The organism is Roseisolibacter sp. H3M3-2, assembly GCF_029211165.1.
In the GTDB taxonomy this organism is placed as follows: domain Bacteria; phylum Gemmatimonadota; class Gemmatimonadetes; order Gemmatimonadales; family Gemmatimonadaceae; genus Roseisolibacter.
In genome coordinates this window covers 1-18,886 of the sequence record NZ_JARGEK010000057.1, presented here as the reverse complement: position 1 = coordinate 18,886, position 18,886 = coordinate 1, and the positions used below count along the sequence as shown (strand labels likewise).

Sequence of the window (18,886 nt, the reverse complement as noted above, 5' to 3'; positions counted from 1 at the left end):
GTTCGCGCGCGCGCGGCGGCTGCTCGCCGACTCGGTCGGCCCGCGGCACTCGGCGCTCGGCACCGAGCGCGCGGCGGCGTGGGCGGCGCGCGGCGCGCGCGACGGCCCGGCGCTGCTGGCGCGGCGCACGTACGCGCGCGAGCTGGAGCTGTTCGAGGGGGCGCTGGCGCGGGAGGGCGGGGACCTGCGGCGCGCGGTGGCGCGCGTGATCGCGGTCGCGCGGGCGAAGCGGGAGGCGCCGTACGACACGCTGCGGGCGTGGGTGCGGGCTGCTCCGTAGGTCCCGCGCGATCGGCGAGCGGCGTCGCGTCCAGCGGAGTCCGACGTCTCGTGTAGGAATCGGATGAGACGGATCCGATCTGATCCGTCTCATCCGATTCCAGACGAGTGGTCGCGGCCCGCCAGCCGAGAGGGCGGCCGCCGACGACTCAGGTACTGAACTTCCCCCGCAGCAGCGCGCGCAGATCGAGCCCGACCGACGACGGCGGCGGTGGGGGCGCCGCCTCGGCGCCCGCGCTCCCGACCACCACCCGCTGCATCGTCGCCCGCACGCCGCGGTCGAGGAAGCGCGTGAGCTGGTCCATCGAGTAGTCCGCCCCGATGCGCGACGGGTAGGCGTTCATCGGGTAGACCACGTACAGGTCGCGCCGCGCGCGGGTGAGGGCGACGTACATGAGCCGCCGCTCCTCCTCGAGCTGGTCGGGGTCGCCCGCCGCGCGCGCGAGCGGGAACATCCCGTCGGCCGCCCAGATCAGGAAGACCGCGTCCCACTCCTTCCCCTTGGCGGAGTGCGCGGTGCTGAGCACCAGGGCGTCGTCCTCGCCGGTCGTCTCGCCCCCCGCGAGGTCCTGCGTCGCGCTCGGCGGCTCGAGCGCGAGCGCCGACAGGAACGCGGCGCGGTCGGGGTAGCCCGCGGCGATCGTCTGCAGCTGCTCCAGGTCGGCCAGGCGCGCCTCGGGGTTGTCGTAGCGCTCGCGCAGCAGCGCGTCGTACATGCGGCGGATCATCCCGATCTCGGCGCCGAGGTCGGGGGTCGCGCGCCGCACCGCGCGCGTCAGCTCCCCGAGCATCGCGGCGAGGCGCCCGACCCACTCGCGCGCCTTGGGCGGCGGCGTCCACTTCGAGAGCCCCGCCGCCTCCCACCCCGCCCCGCCCACGGCGTCGATCGCCGCCCGCGCGCCCACGTCCCCGACGCCCGGGAGCAGGAGCAGCAGGCGGTACCACGAGACCTCGTCGCGCGGGTTCTCGAGCACGCGCAGGAACGCCAGCACGTCCTTCACGTGCGCCGCCTCGAGGAACTTCAGTCCGCCCCACTTCTCGTACGGGACGTTGCGCGCGGTCAGCTCGATCTCGAGGTCGGCCGACAGGTAGCCGGCGCGGAAGAGCACCGCCATCTCGCGCAGCGGCACCCCCTCCTCGTGCAGCTCGAGTACGCGGTCGACGACGAAGCGCGTCTGCTCCCCCTCGTCGCGCGCGCTCACCAGCCACGGCTTCTCGCCGCCCACGCGGTCGGTCCACAGCCGCTTGGAGAAGCGCTCCTCGGCGCGCGAGATCAGCTCGTTGGAGGTGTCGAGGATCGGCTGCGTCGATCGGTAGTTCTGCTCCAGCGTCACCATCCGCGTCCCCGGGTACTGCTGCGGGAAGTCGAGGATGTTGCGGAAGTGCGCCCCGCGGAACGCGTAGATGCTCTGCGCGTCGTCGCCGACCACCGTGAGGTTCCGGTGGTGCCGCGTCATCCCGCGGAGCACGCGCGCCTGCAGCACGTTGGTGTCCTGGTACTCGTCGACGAGCACGTGGTCGTACAGCCCGGCGATCGCCGCCCCCAGCTCCGGCGCGTCGAGCATCCCGGCCCAGAAGAGCAGCAGGTCGTCGTAGTCGACGAGGTTGCGCTGCGCCTTGCGCGTCACGTAGTCGGCGTACACGCGCTTGAAGTCGTCCACCCGCTCGGCGAACTGCGGGTAGTCGCGCCCGAGGATGTGCTCCAGCTCGAGCCCCGTGTTCACGTGGCGCGAGTAGACGGCGTGCAGCGTCTCCTTCTTGGCGAACCGCTTGGTCGGCGGGTCGCCCGCGCGCCGCCGCGCGTCGCCGAGCCCCAGCGCGGCGCGCGAGAGCTGCATCAGGTCCTCGGCGTCCCCCTGGTCCATGATCGTGAAGTCGCGCGCGATCCCGGCCGACTCCCCGAAGCGCCGCAGCAGCCGGTGCGCGGTGGCGTGGAACGTCCCGCCGTGCACCCGCCGGCCCTCGGAGCCGACCAGCCGCTCGACGCGCGCCAGCATCTCCTGCGCGGCCCGGCGCGTGAACGTCAGCAGCAGGACCCGCTCGGCGGGGACCCCGCGCGCCAGCAGGTGCGCCACGCGGTGGATGAGCGTGCGCGTCTTCCCGGTCCCGGCGCCGGCGATGACCAGCAGCGGCCCGTCCCCGTGCTCGGCGGCCTCGCGCTGCGCGGGGTTGAGCTCCGCGGCGAGGTCGCGCGCCGCGGGGGCGGCGACGGCGCGCGGGCGGGGGACGTAGACGCGGGGGGCGGACATGGACCCGGAATATAGACCGAAAGGGCGAGGTCGGATGGGGCGAATCCGGGAACTGCGAATCCGGGAACTGCGAATCCGGGAACTGCGAGCTCGCGAGCTACGAGGCTCGACCTGATGTGCGGATGCTCCGGCGGAGTCCGGCCAGGAGACGCCCCGTGTGGCGCGCGTGCGGCTGGCAGGGCGCGACCAGCGGCGCGACTCGGCGGTCGGCTGCGGCCTCGACGAGCAGCGCTTCGACCTCGAGGAGCGAGCCCCAGGCGATGGTGAGGAACCGCGCCCGGTCCCGCAGCGACTCGCGGCCGTTGCCCTCCGCGATGTTCGCGTGCACCGACGTCGCAGCGCGTACGAGCTGGTCGGCCAGGTGCGGTCGCCCGGTTCGTCGAAGCTCCTCCGCGAGCGGCCGAACGCCCTCCGTCAACTTCGACGCTTTCTGCCAGACGCGCAGGTGGCGGAATCCGGAGGGCGGCATGGGCTGAACATGCGCGCACGCGCCTCCCCCGGTCGTACCCGATCTCCGCGTCGCGGCTCCTTCCGACGCCCGACCCCAGACCCGCTACTCCCTCGTGGTACCCGAGTTCGCTGTCCCCGAGTTCGCCGTCTCCGAGTTCGCCCCACCCGAACTCGCCCCTTCGAGCCTCTCCCTCAACTCCCCGACCGTCAGCGTCACGGGAACGAGCCCGAACACCCGCCCGAACCCCCGCGCCACCTGCTGCGCCACCTGCGCCACGCCGACCGCCCGCCCCGCCTCGCGCGCCACCGCCGTCATCTCGACCCCCGCGATCCCGCACGGCACGATCAGGTCGAAGAACCGCAGCGGCTCCTCCGTCACGTTCAGCGCGAAGCCGTGCCACGTCACCCAGTCGCGCGCGTGCACGCCGATCGACGCGAGCTTGCGGCGCCCGCCGCCGCGCTCGATCCACACGCCCGTGTAGCCCGCCTCGCGCACGCCCGCGAGCCCGAACGGCGCGATCCCCTCGAACAGCGCCTCCTCGACCTGCCGCAGGTACCAGTGCAGGTCCTTGCGGTGGCGCTTGAGGTCGACGATCGGGTAGCCGACCAGCTGCCCCGGGCCGTGGAACGTCACGTCGCCGCCGCGCTCGATCTCGTACACCTCGACGCCGCGCTCGCGCAGCGCCTCGGGCGACAGCGGCAGGCTGGTCGTCTTGGTGGAGCGCCCCAGCGTGAACACCGGCGGGTGCTCGACGAGCAGCAGCACGTCCTCGGCGATCGCGCCCGAGATGCGCGCGCGCGCGACCGCGCGCTGCAGCTCCAGCGCCTCGGCGTACGGCAGCGTCCCGAGGTGGACGACGAAGAGGCGGGGCGGCGCGGCCATGCCCGGAATCTAGCGGGGCCGCCTACCGCACCGGGTGCACCCGCACCGGGAAGCGCAGCGTCGCCTCGTGCCCGTCCGTGAAGCGCAGCCGCGCCACGAACGCCCACGCCGTGCGCGGCGTCTCGTCCGGGCGCGTGCTCGACGCGATCGCGTGCGCCGGCAGGACCCAGGTCGCCGCGGACGTCGCCTCGCCGCCGCTCCCGCCGCCGGCGTCCAGCGGCGGGTGCGCGTCGCGGTGGCGCACCTTTCCCGACGGCCCCTCGCGCGTCTCGCGCTCCAGCGTCAGCGTCGCGTCGCGCATCGCGGCGTCGCCCCGCACCAGCATCGGCTGCAGCGCCGCGTTGACGGCCGCGCCGATGCGGACCTCCGGCCGGTCGAGCATCACCCGCGCGCCGCGGACGCGGGCGGCCGTGCGCGCCGCCGCGACCCGCTGCCGCCGCAGGTACCAGGCGGCGCCGACGAGCGCCGCGAGGTCGAACACGAAGAAGCCGTCGCCGAGCGTGGACCGCCACACGGCGGCGAGCGTGTCGCCGAGCCCCGGCTCCCCGGCCGCGCACCACGCGACGAGCACCAGGTGCGCGCCCAGCACCCCCAGCGCGACCGGGCGCCAGCGGCCCGTCGCGCGCGCGACCGCGTTGGCGGCCAGCGCCGGGTCGTCGCGCAGCGCCTGCACCCAGCTGTCCGGGCCGGCCGGGGCCGGGTCGGGGGGCGGCATCGGGTCCCCGACCGAGCCCACCGGCCCGTCGACCAGCAGCAGCCCGATGACCGCGAGGGGCGCCGCGATCAGCAGGAGCACCCCGGCGCTCGGCTGCCGCACCAGGTAGGCGTCGGACGGGTCGGACGGGTCGACGTACGCGACCGTCGAGTCCCCCGCGGCGAAGCGCGCCGCGATGCGCTCCGCCCACGCGCGCCCGCGCCCCTCGCCGCGTCCGGGGAGCACCGCCGTCCCCACCCGCTCCGAGTCGGCGGCGACGTAGCGGTACGACACCGCCGGGCGGTACGTCGTGCCGCTCCGCCCGCTCGACGTGGCGACCGACGACGACACGACGACCGCGGGGGTGGCCCGCCCGCGCACCAGGCGCCAGGCGTTCCACCCCCACAGCGCGACCCCGACGAGCAGGAACAGCCCGAGCGGGATCGCGAAGCCCCCGACGCGGCCCGGCCGCGCGCTCACGCGCCGGTCCGGCTCACGCGTGCAGCATCTTGCCCATCGAGTCGAGCACCGCCTCGGCGACCGCCTCCGACAGCGTCGGGTGCGCGTGGATCGCCAGGTCGATCTCCTCGACCGTGTACTCGTTCTCCCGCGCCACCACCAGCTCGTGGATCATCTCGGTGGCGTGCGGGCCGACGATGTGGGCGCCGAGGATCTCCCCGTACTTCGCGTCGCGGATGATCTTCACGAAGCCCTCGGTCTCCCCGGACGTGCGCGCGCGCCCGTTGGCGCTGAAGGGGAACTTGCCGACCTTGTAGTCGAGCTGCTGCTCCTTGCACTGCGCCTCGGTGAGGCCGATCGACGCGACCTCCGGGTGGCAGTAGGTGCAGCTCGGGACGTTCTTGTAGTTGACCGGGTGCGTGTGCGCGCCGCCGAGCAGGTCGGCGAGCACGTGCCCCTCGCGCTGCCCCTTGTGGGCGAGCATCTGGTTCCCGGCGACGTCGCCGATGGCGTAGATCCCCTTCACGCTCGTCTCGAAGCGCTCGTCGATCTTGACGAAGCCGCGCTCGGTGAGCTGCACGCCGAGCTCCTTGAGCCCGACCTCCTCGACGTTCGGGGCGCGGCCGGCGGCGACGAGAACCTTCTCGACCGTCAGCGTCTCCTTCTTCCCGCCCACCTCGACGGTCATCGACGCTGAGTCGGCGCCGACCTTCACGTCGCCGATCTTGGCCGACGTGTGCACGTCGATCCCGCGCTTCTTGAACGACTTCGCCACCTCGGCGGAGCAGTCGGCGTCCTCGAGGGGGAGGATCGTCGGGGCGACCTCGACGAGGGTGACCTTGGTGCCGAAGGCGTTGAACACGTCGGCGAACTCGCAGCCGACGGCGCCGGCGCCGATCACGGCCATCGTCTTCGGGGCCTGCTCGAGGACGAGCACCTCGTCGGACGACAGGACGACCTTCTTGTCGAGCGCCAGCCCGGCCTGCGGGAGGCCGCGGACGCGCGAGCCGGTGGCGATCACGACCGCTTTCTTCGCGTCGTGCTTCTCCGCCTTGCCGTCGGCGCCGGTGATGGTGACCGCCTTCGGGCCGGTGAGCTTCGCCGTGCCTTTCAGGTAGGTCACCTTGTTCTTCTTCATCAGGAACTCGACGCCCTTCGAGTTCTGCGTCGAGACGGCGCGCGACCGCTTCATGGCGGTGCCGTACTCGAACGAGACGTCGCCGACGGTGATGCCGAAGTCCTTGGCGTGGCGGATCTTGTTGGCCAGCGCCGCGCTCTCGAGGAGGGCCTTGGCGGGGATGCAGCCCCAGAGGACGCAGGTGCCACCGAGGGCCTCCCGCTCGACGATCGCGGTGGAGAGGCCGAGCTGGGCGCAGCGGATGGCGCACACGTAGCCGGCCGGGCCGCCGCCCAGGATGATGACGTCGTACGATGCCATGGTCGCGGGAGGGTGGGGAGGGGCGCGGCGGGCTCGGGGCCCCGCGCCGCCGACGAATCTAGTCGGGCGCGGGCGGGGGGAGGGGGCGCCGGCGGACTGTCCGCGATTCTTCCGAATTTCGTCATGGCCCGGTGACCGGCCGTGACGAGCCGGGGTCTAGAGGCGTTAGGCCCGCTTCCGTCCGGAGGTCGGGGCTGCGCTGCCGTGCTGGACGGCCCGACCCCCCTGACCGGGAGGCGGCCGCCATTCCCCCCGGCCGGCGCCCGCAGTGAACGGCGTTCGCGCCGCAGCGCCGCGTCCACACCGCGGCATCCGGCCGCCCCCTCCCGGGGCGGCCCGCACACCACCCTGTAGGAGGACTTGTGAATCGACTTCGTGCGACGCTCCCTGCGCTCGCAGCGGTCGCCATCGTGGCGCCGGAGGCTGCCGCGCAGCGCCGCGTCACCGGCCGGGTCACCGCGTCGACCGGCGAGCCGCTCTCGGCGGTCACCGTGCAGGTCGTCGGGACCACCGCCGGCGCCCTCACCAACGAGCAGGGGCAGTTCACCGTCGTCGTGCCGCAGGCGGGCGGGACGCTCCGCTTCCGCCGCATCGGCTACCAGCAGCGGGAGGTCGCCCTCACGGCCGGCCAGGCCGAGGTCAACGTCGCCCTGACGCGCGACGTCCTCCAGCTGGAGCAGGTCGTCATCACGGGCCAGACCACCACGCTGAGCACGCGCAACGCGACCACGGCGGTCAGCGTCGTGAACGCGGCCGAGGTCACGCGCGCGCCCTCGCAGTCCATCGACCAGGCGCTCCAGGGCAAGGTCCTCGGCGCCAAGATCGACATGAACTCGGGCGCCCCGGGCGGCGGCGGCCAGATCCAGATCCGCGGCGTGACGTCGGTGCTCGGCAACGGCCAGCCCCTGATCGTCGTCGACGGCGTGATCTTCTCCAACGAGGGCTACTCCTCGGGCGCCAACTCGATCACGCAGGCCGGCGGCGGCATCGGCGGCTCGCAGGACGCCGTCGTCAACCGCCTCTCCGACCTCAACCCGAACGAGATCGAGAGCGTCGAGGTCCTGAAGTCGGCGGCCGCGACGGCGCTCTACGGGTCGCGCGCCTCGAACGGCGTCGTCGTCATCCGCACCAAGCGCGGCGCGGCCGGGTCGACCAAGGTCAACCTCGTGCAGCGCGTCGGCACGCAGAACGCGCTCCGCAGCATCGGGCAGCGCAAGTTCACGTCGGTCGACCAGATCGTCGACCTGCCGTACGGCAACGGCGAGAGCGCCGAGGAGACGCTGAACGCGCTCTTCCCGAGCGGCCAGATCCCGCAGAACTACGACCTCGAGAAGGAGCTGTACGACAACCGGAGCCCGTCGTACGCGACGATCCTCTCGCTGTCGGGCGGCAACGACCGGACGCAGTTCTTCTCGTCGCTGACCAACGACCACGAGACCGGCCTCGCGCCCCGCACGGGCCGCGACCTGCAGGCCGGCCGCTTCAACGTGGACCAGCAGTTCTCGTCGCGGCTGCGCGCGTCGCTCGGCATCAACGTCACGCGCAACGACCTGAACCGCGGCTTCTCGAACAACGACAACGCGGGCATCAGCCCGATCTACAACTTCGCGTACGCCCCCTGGGTGATCGACCTCTCCCAGAAGGACGCGGACGGCAACTACCCGGTCAACCCGTTCAACGGCGGCGGCTCGGCGACCTCGAACCCGTTCCAGAGCTTCGAGTACGTCAAGGCCAACGAGCAGGTCTACCGCTCGACGGGCTCCGGCAACGTCACGTACAACGCGATCGAGACCGACCGGCACCGCCTGGCGCTGAACGTCCAGGGCGGCTTCGACCGGTTCCAGCAGGAGGGCGACATCCGCTCGCCCGCGTTCCTGCAGTTCGAGCCGAACGACAACTTCCTCGGCACGCTGGTCTTCACGGACATCCGCCAGCTGAACTACAACGCCAACGCCAACCTCACGCACACGTGGACGCCGGGCACCTGGGCGTCGTTCACGACGGCGGCCGGCGCGGGCTACGAGCGGCAGGGGATGAACCTCGGGCGCGTGCGCGCCCGCGGCGTGCAGCCCGGCATCACGAACCCGCTCGTCGCCGGCGCCGCGCAGTCGCTGACGACCGAGGCGGACGGCTTCATCTTCCGCGACCAGTTCGCGACGGTGACCGAGCAGATCCTGGCGCTCAACGAGAGGCTGGCGATCAACGGCGGCGTCCGCGTCGACCGCTCCAGCTCGTACGGCGACGTGTCGAAGTGGTACGCGTTCCCGCGCGCCTCGCTGTCGTACCTGCTCGACACGCCGTTCATCCCGGCGCTCGACAACGTCAAGTTCCGCGGCAGCATCGGCTTCACGGGCAACCGCCCGCGCTTCACCGACCGCTTCCTCGTGCTCGGCTCGGGCAACGCGATCGGCGGCCAGACGTCGCTCGTCCGCCCGGCCACGGTGAACAACCCGGGCATCAAGCCGGAGCGCCTGCGCGAGACCGAGTTCGGCGCCGACCTGCAGGGCTTCGGCGGCCGCGCGGTGCTCGAGGCGACCGTCTACGACCGCACGATCACCGACCTGCTGTTCACGGCGCCGGCCGCGCCGTCGTCGGGCTTCACGCAGCTCGTGCTCAACACGGGCGAGCTGGCGAACCGCGGCCTCGAGCTCGGCCTGCAGATGATCCCGGTCCAGAACCGGGCGGCCACCTGGACGTCGCGCATCAACTTCCAGGCGAACCGCCAGGAAGTGAACGCGCTGCCGGCCTCGATCCCGCGCTTCACCGTGCCGGGCTCGTTCGGCGCCGCGTTCGGCCGCAACGTGCTCGCCTCGGGCTACCGGACGACGCTCATCTGGGGCAACGCGCCGCTCAACCCGACGACCCTCGAGACGCTCGAGGAGGGGTACTTCGCGAAGAACCCCACCGCCACCAGCGGGACGAACTACGTGGTCCGCGACACCATCCTGGGTGACGCGAACCCCGACTTCCTGATGAACTTCAACAACTCGGTGCAGTTCGGGCGCTTCACGGCGTCCGCGCTCGTCGACTGGCGGAAGGGCGGGCTCGTCGCGAACATGACGCACACCCTCTACGACGAGGGCGGCACCTCGCGCGACTACGACGACGCCTCGCCGGTCTCCGGGATGGCGAAGGGGCTGTACAACAACCTCGCGTGGGCGAACGGCAGCGACGCCCGCGTGTACCTCGAGGACGGCTCGAACGTCCGCCTCCGCGAGGTCTCGGTCGCGTACGACGCGCCGCAGAGCTTCGCCCGCCGCCTCCGCGCGAACTCGCTGCGCGTGAGCCTGCAGGGCCGCAACCTGCTCATGCTGACGGACTACTGGGGCTACGACCCCGAGTTCAACAACTTCGCCAACACGAACCTGAACCGGTTCATCGACCTGGCGCCGTTCCCGTCGGTGCGCTCGTTCTCGCTCCAGTTCGACCTCGGCTTCTAATCCATGCGCGCGACCCACATGATTCCCACGAACCTCACGGGCTCCGTGCGCCGCGCCGCGGCGGTGCTGGCCGCCGGCGCGCTCGCCGCGGGCTGCACCGACAAGCAGCTGGTCACGGCCAACCCGATCAACGTCACCCCGGAGGGCGCGGCGTCGAACCCGCTCGGCGCCCTCCAGCTCCAGGCCACGGGCATCGTGGCCTCGGAGCGCGACAACACCCTCGGCTACATCCGCGACGTCGCGCTGTTCGGCCGCGAGGCGTACTTCTTCCAGCTGCAGGACGGGCGCTGGGTCACGGGCTATTTCCGCGACTACAACGACAACACGTCGTTCGGCGCCGGCGGCACCTGGGGCGTGCGCTACACGAACCTGCGCAACATCAAGAACTTCTACGCGTCCATCACGGCCGCGGGGAGCGCGCTGAGCACGCAGCAGGCGGCCGCGGCGCGCGGGTTCGGCCAGACGATGGAGGCGCTCCAGCTCCTCTATCTCATCAACACCCGCAACGACCTCGGCATCGCGGTCGAGGTCCCGGACGACCCGCAGGCGGTCGCCCCGGTCGTCTCGCGCGACTCGGCGTTCCGCTACATCACCAACACCCTCGACGCCGGGCTCGCGAGCCTGAACGCGGGCGGGAGCACCTTCCCGTTCGCGCTCCCGACGACGGGCGGCGGGTTCACCGGCTTCACCACGCCGACGACCTTCCGCCAGGTCAACCGGGCGCTCAAGGCGCGCGTCGAGGCGTACCGCGCCTCGATCGGCTGCGGCCAGACCTGCTACCAGGCCGCGCTGACGGCGCTGGGGCAGAGCTTCATCACCGCCGACCTCACGGCCGGCAACCTCGACCTGGGCGTCTACAACATCTTCTCGACGGCCGCGGGCGACGCGACCAACGGGCTGTGGGCGAACCGGAACGACATGTACGTGAACATGACGCTGTTCACGGACGCCAGCGTGCCGCAGACCGACACGCGCGTGACCACGGCGTCGGTGGCGGCGCCGTCGCGCTCGCAGACCAACTCGGACGTCAGCACCCGGATCTTCAACATCTATCCGGAGAACACGACGCCGATCCCGATCATCGACAACGAGGAGCTCTGGCTCCTCCGCGCCGAGGCCCTGTGGTACACGGGCGACCGGACGGGCGCGACGGCCATCCTCAACCGCGTCGCGCAGGTCGCCGGCGGCGCCACGGGGAACCGCTACACCCAGGCCGCGAACGACGCCGGCTTCGTCGACCAGCTGCTCGCCGAGCGCCGCCTGTCGCTCCTGCTCGAGGGGCACCGCTGGATCGACGTGCGCCGCTTCGGCCGCCTGAACACGCTCCCCGCGGGCGGCCAGGGCTTCACCGTCGCGAGCCGTCAGGTGATCCCGCAGGCCGAGTGCGTCTACCGCGACCGCACCGGCGACCCGGCCCTCAAGGGCCCGGGCTGCCCGTGATCGCGCGCTGACGCGCCGATCCGAACGGAACGTCGACGGCCGGCCGGTCCCCTCGCGGGGCCGGCCGGTTGTCGTTCCGGCCCGCGCGCCGCACATTCGGACCGTGCGCGCGCGTGTGCTCCTCGCCGTCCTGCTCGCCCTCCCCGCGCCCGCCGCGGCGCAGGGCGCGGCGGCGCCCGGCCGCCTGCTGGGCGCGGTCCACGACAGCCTGCTCGGCGGCGGGCCGCTGGCCGCCGCCGAGGTGTGGATCGACGGCACGACGCTGACCACGTACACCGGCGCCGACGGCCGCTTCCGCTTCGACTCCGTGCCCCCCGGGCGGCACCGCGTCACCTTCGTGCACCCGGCGCTGCACGCGCAGCGCATCGGCGCGCCCGTGGCGACGGTGGACGTGGCGCCGGGCGCCGAGACGTCGGTGGTGCTCGCGACCCCGGACGGCGCGCGCGGCCGCGCCGCGCTCTGCCCGGCGGCCGCCCCGCCCGAGGCGCGCACGGGGCTGCTCCTCGGCCTCCTCGGGCGCGCCGACTCGGGCGGCGCCGCCGGAGAGGCGCCGGCGCGCGTCACGGCGTCGTGGGTGGTGCTGTCGCTCGGGCGCGGGGGGCTCACGCGCACGCCGCGTTCGGCGACGGCGGCGGTCGACGCGGAGGGCGCGTTCCGGCTGTGCGACGTCCCGACCGACGTCCCGCTCGAGGTGCGCGCGGAGGGGGCCGACGGGGCCGTCGCCGTCGCGGAGATCTCCTTCCTCGGCCGCGAGGTCGCGCTGACGCGGCTGGCGCTCCCGCCGCGCGAGGCGGGCGACGCCGAGGGCGCGACCACGGCGGTGCTGCGCGGGCGGGTGCTGACGCCCGACCCCGACGCGAGCCCGGCGCAGGGCGCGGAGGTGCGCGTGATCGCCGGACGCGACACGTCGCCGGCGGTGGTGACGGGCGCCGACGGCGCGCTCGCGCTGCGCGGCGTGCCCCCCGGCGACGTGCTGGTCGAGGCGCGCGCGATCGGCTTCCGGCCGGTGCGGGCGCGGGTGGCGGCGGCGGCCGGCCGCGGCGCGTCGCTCGTGCTCACCCTCGGCGCCGACGCGACCGTGCTCGCGACCTCGCACGTCACGGCGCGCCGCCCGTCGGCGATGCTGGCCGGCTTCGACGCGCGGCGGACGCGCGGGGCGGGGCGCTTCGTCACCCGCGAGATGCTCGAGAAGTGGCGCCCGGGCAACACGCTGGAGGCGGTGGCGATGGTGCCCGGGGTGCGGCTGGTGCCGGGGAGCGCGAGCGGCGACCAGTTCGGCGCGACGCAGATCTCGGTGCCACGCGCGCTCACCGGCCCGATCACCAACGCGTCGTGCCGCGCCGCCGTCTACGTCGACGGCGTGCGGTGGGCGACCGACGTCGGGCAGCCGCTGGAGAACGTCATCCGGCCGAGCGACATCTACGGGATCGAGGTGCACGCCACGCTGGCCGGGATCCCGCCCGAGTTCGCGCCGCCGGACGCGGGGTGCGGGGTGGTGCTGATCTGGACGCGACGGGGGCGCGACCGCTAGGGTCGCGCCCCCGAAGACGCAAGCGTAGAGAGGCGCTTCGCCGCGCTCAGCGCGACTACAGGAGCATCAGCGGGTTCTCGACGAGCTTGCGCAGCGTCTGCAGGAACTTGGCGCCGAGCGCGCCGTCGATGATGCGGTGGTCGCAGCTCATGGTGACGCGCATGCGCTTGCGCACCGCCACCTGCCCGTCGACCACGACCGGCTTCTCCTCGATCGCGCCGATGGCCAGGATCCCGGCCTCGGGCGGGTTGATGATCGCCGTGAACTGGTCGATCCCGAACATGCCGAGGTTCGACACGGAGAAGGTGGAGCCCGTGTACTCCTCGGGCTTCAGCTTGCGCTCGCGGGCGCGGCCGGCCAGCGCCTTCGCCTCCTTCGAGATCTGCCCGAGCCGCTTGCGGTCGGCGTCGAAGATGACGGGCGTGATGAGCCCCTCCTCGATCGCCACCGCCATCCCGAGGTGCACGCGGGAGAAGGTGCGGATCCGGTCGCCGAGCCAGTGCGCGTTGCACTCGGGCTGCATCGTGAGCGCGACCGCGGTGGCCTTGAGCACGATGTCGTTGAACGACGCCTTGTACTCGTCGCCCATCGCCGCGAGCTGCGTGCGCAGCTCGGCGGCCTTCTCCATGTCGAACTCCGCGGTAAGGTAGAACGTCGGGATCGGCCCGATGCTCTCCGACAGGCGCCGCGCGATCGTCTTGCGGATGTTGGTGAGCGGCACGTCGGCGAAGTCGCCGGCGGCCGGGGCGGGAACGGCGGCCGCCGCGGGGGCGGGCGCCTGCGCGGCCGGGGCGGCGGGGGCCGCGGCCTCCGCCGCCGGCGCGGCGGCGGGGCGGGGGCCGCTGGCCGCCGCCTCGACGTCCTTGCGCACGATGCGCCCGTTCGGCCCCGAGCCGCGGATCGCCTCGAGCTCGACGCCGGCCTCGCTGGCCATGCGGCGCGCCAGCGGCGACGACAGCACGCGGCCGCCGGTGTCGGCGGCGTGCGGCGCCTGCTCGCTCGCGTGCTCGCCGGCCTGCGGCATCGGCGTGCGCGGCGCGTGCGCGGCCTCGCCCCCCTTCTCCTGCGGCGGGGTCGACGCCTCGCCCTGCGCCTGCGCCGGCGTGGCGGGGATCGACGACGGGCCGCTGGTGCCGGCCTGGATGCTCTCGGGGGAGAGCTGCACCGCGCCGCCGGCGGGCGCCCCGGTGGCGGGGGCCGCGGGCGCCGGGGCCGCGCCGCCGGTGAGCGCCGAGATGTCCTCGTCGGCGCCGGCGATGACGCCGATCAGCTGGCCGATCGGCGCGCCCTCCCCCTCGGGGAGCAGGCGCGCGCGCAGCACGCCGTCGCCGCGCGCGACCAGCTCCATGATGGCCTTGTCGGTCTCGACCTCGGCCAGCGTGTCGCCCGACTTGACCGCGTCGCCCTCGTTCTTGAGCCACTTCACGAGGCGCCCCTCCTCCATGGTCGGGGAGAGTGCCTCCATCATCACCTTGGTCGCCATATCTCAGCCTGGTGGAAGGGCGGCGCGGCTGCGCGGCCCGAAGTGGATCAGTCGAGGTACATGACCCGCTTGATGGCCGCGATCGTCTTGGGGACGTCGGGCTTCGCCGCCTTCTCGAGCTGCTTCGCGTACGGCATCGGCACGTCGGCCTGGTGCACGCGCAGCACCGGCGCGTCCAGGTGGTCGAAGCACTCGCGCTGCACGTAGTCGACCACCTGCGCGCCGACGCCGCTGTGCTCCCACCCTTCCTCGAGCACCACGCAGCGGTTGGTCTTGCGCACGGAGGCGTAGACGGCCTCGGTGTCGACCGGGCGCACCGTGCGGAGGTCGACCACGTCGACGCGGATCCCCTCCTTGGCCAGCTGGTCGGCGGCCTGCACGGCCACCAGCGCCATCTTCCCCCACGTGACGATCGTCGCGTGGTCCCCCTCGCGCTTCAGGTCGGCCTTGCCGAGCGGGATGACGTACTCCTCCTCGGGCACCTCGCCCTTGGTGTTGTACAGCATCTCCCCCTCGAGGAAGCACACCGGGTTGTCGTCGCGGATGGCCGCCTTGAGCAGCCCCTTCGCGTCGTACGGCGTGCCCGGGGCGACGACCTTGAGCCCGGGGATGTGGGCGAGCCAGCTCTCCCACGCGGTCGAGTGCTGCGCCGACAGCTGGAGCGCGGCGCCGTTGGGGCCGCGGAAGACGATCGGCATCGGGTACTGGCCGCCCGACATGTAGAGCATCTTGGCGGCCGCGTTCACCACCTGGTCGATCGCCAGCAGGGCGAAGTTCCAGGTCATGAACTCGATGACCGGGCGCAGCCCGACCATCGCCGCGCCGACGCCCACGCCGGCGAACCCGAGCTCGGTGATCGGCGTGTCGACCACGCGCATCTCGCCGAACTCCTGCAGCAGCCCCTTCGACACCTTGTAGGCGCCGTTGTAGACGGCGACCTCCTCGCCCATGAGGAAGACGCGGTCGTCGCGCTGGAGCTCCTCGCGGAGCGCCTGGTTGAGCGCGTCGCGGTAGGTGATTACCGGCATGGCTCCGAAGACGGTCGGGTGACGGGTTGGCCGGCGCGCGCGATCGCGGCGGCAGCGCGAGCGTCGAGCGGCGAGCGTCGAGGGAGGGGCGCACGCTCGGCGCTCGACGCTCGACGCTCGCGCCGCGCCGCGGCGGGGGGCGCCGCGCGGACGGGGGTGCTGGCGGTCATCCTCAGCTCGTCGTATCCACGTACACGTCCTCGTACAGCGCCTCGAGCGGGGGCTCGGGGCTGGCGTCGGCGAAGTCCCACGAGTCCTGCACGATCCCCTTGATCTCCTCGTCGAGCGCGTGCACCTCGTCGTCGGTGATCTGCCCGGCGTCCTGCATGTGCGCGCGCAGCAGCGCGATCGGGTCGCGCTTGAGGTACTCGTCGAGCTCCGCCTTGCTGCGGTACGTGCCGCTCACCGCGTCGGACATCGAGTGCCCCATGAAGCGGTAGGTGCGCACGTCGATCAGCGTCGGCTGCTGCTCGCGCCGCGCCCGGTCGATCGCCTCGCCGACCGTCTTGCGCACCGCGAACACGTCCTGCCCGTCGCAGAAGTCGCGGTGCATGTTGTACGCGGCGCCGCGCTCGTGGATGTCGTGGATCGCGCTCGCGCGCTCCAGCGCCGTGCCCATGCCGTAGCGGTTGTTCTCGATCAGGAACACGCAGGGGAGCTTCCACAGCCCCGCCATGTTCAGCGCCTCGTGGAACGCGCCGGTGTTGACCACCGACTCGCCCATGAAGCAGATGATGACCTGGTCGCCGCCGCGGTACTTGATGGCGAAGCCGACGCCGGCCGCGATCGGGACGTGCCCGCCGACGATGCCGTGCCCGCCGAGGAAGTTCGTGTTGCGGTCGAACATGTGCATCGAGCCGCCCTTCCCGCGCGCGCACCCGTCGATCCGCCCGAACAGCTCGGCCATCACCGCCCGCGGCGTGATCCCGCGCGCCAGCGCCTGGCCGTGGTCGCGGTAGGTGGTGATGACGTAGTCGTCGTCGCGCAGCAGCGAGAGGCTCCCGGTGCTGACCGCCTCCTGCCCGATGTAGAGGTGGCAGAAGCCGCCGATCTTGCCGATGGCGTACGCCTCGGCGCAGCGCTCCTCGAAGCGGCGCTGCAGGAGCATCGAGCGGAGCAGCTCGCGGTTCAGCGCCGCGTCGTCGCCGTCGGCCGGCGCGCCGTTCTGGGGCGCCGCGGCGTTCGCCGGGCGCGGCTCGCCCTTCTTGGTCTTGGCCATGGGGGAGGGGAGGGAAGCGGGATTCAGGAGACCCCTCGCCGGCGCGGCCGGCTCGGGGTGCAGGCGGCGGGCGTCACACGCCCGCCGCCTGCACCTGCTCCCACGCGTGGTAGCTCGACCGCACCAGCGGCCCGCTCTCCACGTGGCGGAAGCCGAGCGCCATGCCGACCTCGTAGAACCAGCGGAACTCGGCCGGGGTGACGTAGCGGTCGAGCGCCACGTGCCCGTCGGACGGGCGGAGGTACTGGCCGAGCGTGAGGATGTCCACGTCCACCGCGCGCAGGTCCTTCATCACCTGCACGACCTCCTCGTTCGTCTCCCCCATCCCGAGGATGATCCCCGTCTTGGTCGGGATGTGCGGCGCGAGGCGCTTGGCGGTGCGGAAGATCTCCATCACCCGCGCGTAGCGGCCCCCCGGCCGGCACTTCTTGTAGAGGCGGGGGACGGTCTCGGTGTTGTGGTTGTAGATGTCGGGGTTCGCCTCGAGCACCGTGCGGATCGAGTCCTCCTTCCCCTGGAAGTCGGGGACGAGGACCTCGACCGACGCGTCGGGGAGGCGGTCCTTGATCTGCCGGATCGTCTCGGCGAACGCCCACGCCCCGTAGTCGGGGAGGTCGTCGCGGTCGACCGAGGTGAGCACGACGTGGCGGAGCTGCATCTGCGCGCACGCCTCGGCGACGCGGTCCGGCTCCGCCGGGTCGAACTTGGGGGGACGCCCGTGGGCCACCGCGCAGTAGGCGCAGTTCCGCGTGCAGACGTCGCCCAGGATCATGAACGTCGCGGTGCCGTGCTCCCAGCACTCGCCGACGTTGGGACAGTGGGCCTCCTCGCACACCGTGTGGAGGTCCAGGTCCCGCATCATCTGCTTCAGCCGGAGGTAGTTCGGGCCCCCGGGCGCCTTCACCTTCAGCCACGACGGCTTCCGCTCGGGGAGCGGCTCGCGGCGGTGGCGGCCCATGATCTGATACAGCGGCTCGGCCATGGAGAGCGGGGCGGAGGAAAGGCCGCGGTGCCCAGGCGCCGTGGCCCGCGAAAGGTAGACACCCCTCGCGCCCCGGGGTAGCCGAGCGTAACCGTTCACGACAGTTTTGGCGGGAACGGGCACCGGGCGTCGCGGAGCCGCCCGCGCACCACGGCCGTGCGCCACGGCCGCGCGCCACGCCCGCGAAACCGCGCACGCCCCGTTCCCGTAGAGTGCCCAGCGACCCTCCCACGCCCCCGACCGAGCCCACGCCCATGCTGCGCACCGTCTTCACCATCGGCCTGTTCGCCGTCCTCGGCGTCATCGCACTCCGCCTCGTCTTCGGCATCTTCGGCACGCTGATGGGCCTCTTCTTCTGGCTCCTCGGCAAGGCCCTCGTCATTCTGGTGATCGGCTTCGTGATCTACGGGCTCGTCCGCCTGTTCTCCCCCGACACGGCGCGCCGCTGGCGCGAGCGGTTCTCCGGCGACGTCTGAGCCGGGGCGGGGGCGCCGACACACGACGCGGGGGGAGCGGCCGATCGCCGCTCCCCCCGCGTCGTTGTCTGCCGTCGCGACGCCTAGGCGTCGCCGCCCGGCGTGTGGCTCTTCAGGTACATGTTCAGCGACCCGAAGGAGAGCGACGACTTCATCTGCAGCACGATCCGCCGGTCGTCGTCCGACAGCCAGACCTCGGCCTTCCCGTTCTCCGAGAAGATCCCCTTCGTGCGGAAGGTCGGCTGGACGACGATCGCGTCGAAGGTCCCCGCCGGCACCTTCACCTTCTCCCGCCGCAGCACCCGGATCCGCACCGGGTTCCGGTCCGGCTTGAAGTACCGGTGCAGCTCGTACGTCTCCCCGACCACGAGCGGCAGCGTGCGCACGAAGAAGAAGAACGACCCGTCGTCGAGCGGCTGCGCGACCGAGGGCTGCTCGCCCCCCTCGCGCCCGACCTCCTGGAAGGCGGTGCGCTCGGGGAAGATCTCGTAGCGCACCTCGCGGTCGCTCCGCCCCTCCTCCTGGTCCTTCACGAAGCGCAGCGAGGCCAGGGTGCGCGAGTCGAACCAGCTCTCGAGCACGTCGTTGACCTTGTAGAAGAAGGTCCCGCCGCGCACCTGGAAGCGCGTGTGCCAGGCCTCGCGCCCGCGCACCTCGTCGAGCTGCACGACCTCGATCGAGCCGCTGCCGACCTTCACCTTCCCGAAGCGGACGTCGTACTGCGAGCGCTCGCCGACGCGCCACGGCACCTCGGCGCGGGCGCCGTCGGCCCCCGGCTGCGGGGCGGCGGCGGCCGACGCCACGGGCGCGGTCGGCGGCTGCGAGCCGGCACGGG

The 18,886-nt window shown here is 72.9% G+C and carries 15 protein-coding genes; 5 read left to right on the top strand and 10 right to left on the bottom strand.

What is annotated here, in order from left to right:
• Positions 1-280: hypothetical protein (locus PYV61_RS07235; RefSeq protein ID WP_275829854.1), on the top strand; the 280-nt coding region annotated here is incomplete at its 5' end.
• A 148-nt stretch (positions 281-428) separates the two neighbouring features.
• On the opposite strand, the gene PYV61_RS07230 is transcribed toward PYV61_RS07235, so the two are convergent.
• The 5 genes from PYV61_RS07230 to lpdA form a co-directional block, all read right to left on the bottom strand.
• On the bottom strand, positions 429-2,528 hold the full coding sequence (locus PYV61_RS07230) for an ATP-dependent helicase (protein ID WP_275829852.1): 2,100 nt from the start codon (positions 2,526-2,528) through the stop codon (positions 429-431).
• A gap of 97 nt (positions 2,529-2,625) precedes the next feature.
• A complete protein-coding gene (locus tag PYV61_RS07225; protein WP_275829850.1) occupies positions 2,626-2,997 on the bottom strand; it encodes a four helix bundle protein in 372 nt (123 codons plus the stop codon).
• A gap of 84 nt (positions 2,998-3,081) precedes the next feature.
• Positions 3,082-3,861, bottom strand: a complete 780-nt coding sequence (gene lipB, locus PYV61_RS07220; RefSeq protein WP_275829848.1) for a lipoyl(octanoyl) transferase LipB — start codon at positions 3,859-3,861, stop codon at positions 3,082-3,084.
• Between the two features lie 22 nt (positions 3,862-3,883).
• A complete protein-coding gene (locus tag PYV61_RS07215) occupies positions 3,884-5,035 on the bottom strand; it encodes a DUF3592 domain-containing protein (RefSeq protein WP_275829846.1) in 1,152 nt (383 codons plus the stop codon).
• 13 nt (positions 5,036-5,048) lie between these two features.
• Positions 5,049-6,452, bottom strand: a complete 1,404-nt coding sequence (lpdA, locus tag PYV61_RS07210; protein ID WP_275829844.1) for a dihydrolipoyl dehydrogenase — start codon at positions 6,450-6,452, stop codon at positions 5,049-5,051.
• A 410-nt stretch (positions 6,453-6,862) separates the two neighbouring features.
• Between lpdA and PYV61_RS07205 the strand changes: the two genes are divergently transcribed.
• The 3 genes from PYV61_RS07205 (at position 6,863) to PYV61_RS07195 (ending at position 12,863) form a co-directional block, all read left to right on the top strand.
• Complete coding sequence (locus PYV61_RS07205) at positions 6,863-9,892, top strand: SusC/RagA family TonB-linked outer membrane protein (protein WP_275829842.1); 3,030 nt, start codon at positions 6,863-6,865, stop codon at positions 9,890-9,892.
• A gap of 3 nt (positions 9,893-9,895) precedes the next feature.
• Complete coding sequence (locus PYV61_RS07200; RefSeq protein ID WP_275829840.1) at positions 9,896-11,332, top strand: RagB/SusD family nutrient uptake outer membrane protein; 1,437 nt, start codon at positions 9,896-9,898, stop codon at positions 11,330-11,332.
• A gap of 103 nt (positions 11,333-11,435) precedes the next feature.
• Positions 11,436-12,863: a carboxypeptidase regulatory-like domain-containing protein gene (locus tag PYV61_RS07195; protein WP_275829838.1), complete on the top strand. Its 1,428-nt coding sequence runs from the start codon at positions 11,436-11,438 to the stop codon at positions 12,861-12,863.
• Between the two features lie 55 nt (positions 12,864-12,918).
• Here PYV61_RS07195 and PYV61_RS07190 read toward each other — a convergent pair whose 3' ends face one another.
• The 4 genes from PYV61_RS07190 to lipA all read right to left on the bottom strand — a co-directional run bounded on the left by PYV61_RS07190 (position 12,919) and on the right by lipA (position 17,575).
• Positions 12,919-14,346 carry a pyruvate dehydrogenase complex dihydrolipoamide acetyltransferase gene (locus tag PYV61_RS07190; protein ID WP_275829836.1) on the bottom strand — a complete coding sequence of 476 codons (1,428 nt, stop codon included), beginning with the start codon at positions 14,344-14,346 and terminating at the stop codon, positions 12,919-12,921.
• Between the two features lie 47 nt (positions 14,347-14,393).
• Positions 14,394-15,560, bottom strand: a complete 1,167-nt coding sequence (locus PYV61_RS07185; RefSeq protein WP_275829856.1) for a pyruvate dehydrogenase complex E1 component subunit beta — start codon at positions 15,558-15,560, stop codon at positions 14,394-14,396.
• Positions 15,547-16,593, bottom strand: coding sequence for a pyruvate dehydrogenase (acetyl-transferring) E1 component subunit alpha (pdhA, locus tag PYV61_RS07180; protein ID WP_275829834.1), 1,047 nt, complete (start codon positions 16,591-16,593; stop codon positions 15,547-15,549). The genes PYV61_RS07185 and pdhA overlap by 14 nt, the downstream gene beginning before the upstream one ends.
• A gap of 73 nt (positions 16,594-16,666) precedes the next feature.
• Entirely contained in the window at positions 16,667-17,575 is a 909-nt protein-coding gene (lipA, locus tag PYV61_RS07175) for a lipoyl synthase (protein WP_275829832.1), read from the bottom strand.
• 254 nt (positions 17,576-17,829) lie between these two features.
• Between lipA and PYV61_RS07170 the strand changes: the two genes are divergently transcribed.
• Positions 17,830-18,051 (top strand): hypothetical protein, encoded by a 222-nt coding sequence (locus PYV61_RS07170; protein WP_275829830.1) that lies wholly within the window; start codon positions 17,830-17,832, stop codon positions 18,049-18,051.
• 83 nt (positions 18,052-18,134) lie between these two features.
• Here the strand turns inward: PYV61_RS07170 and PYV61_RS07165 are convergent.
• Positions 18,135-18,886: DUF3108 domain-containing protein (locus PYV61_RS07165; RefSeq protein WP_275829828.1), on the bottom strand; the 752-nt coding region annotated here is incomplete at its 5' end.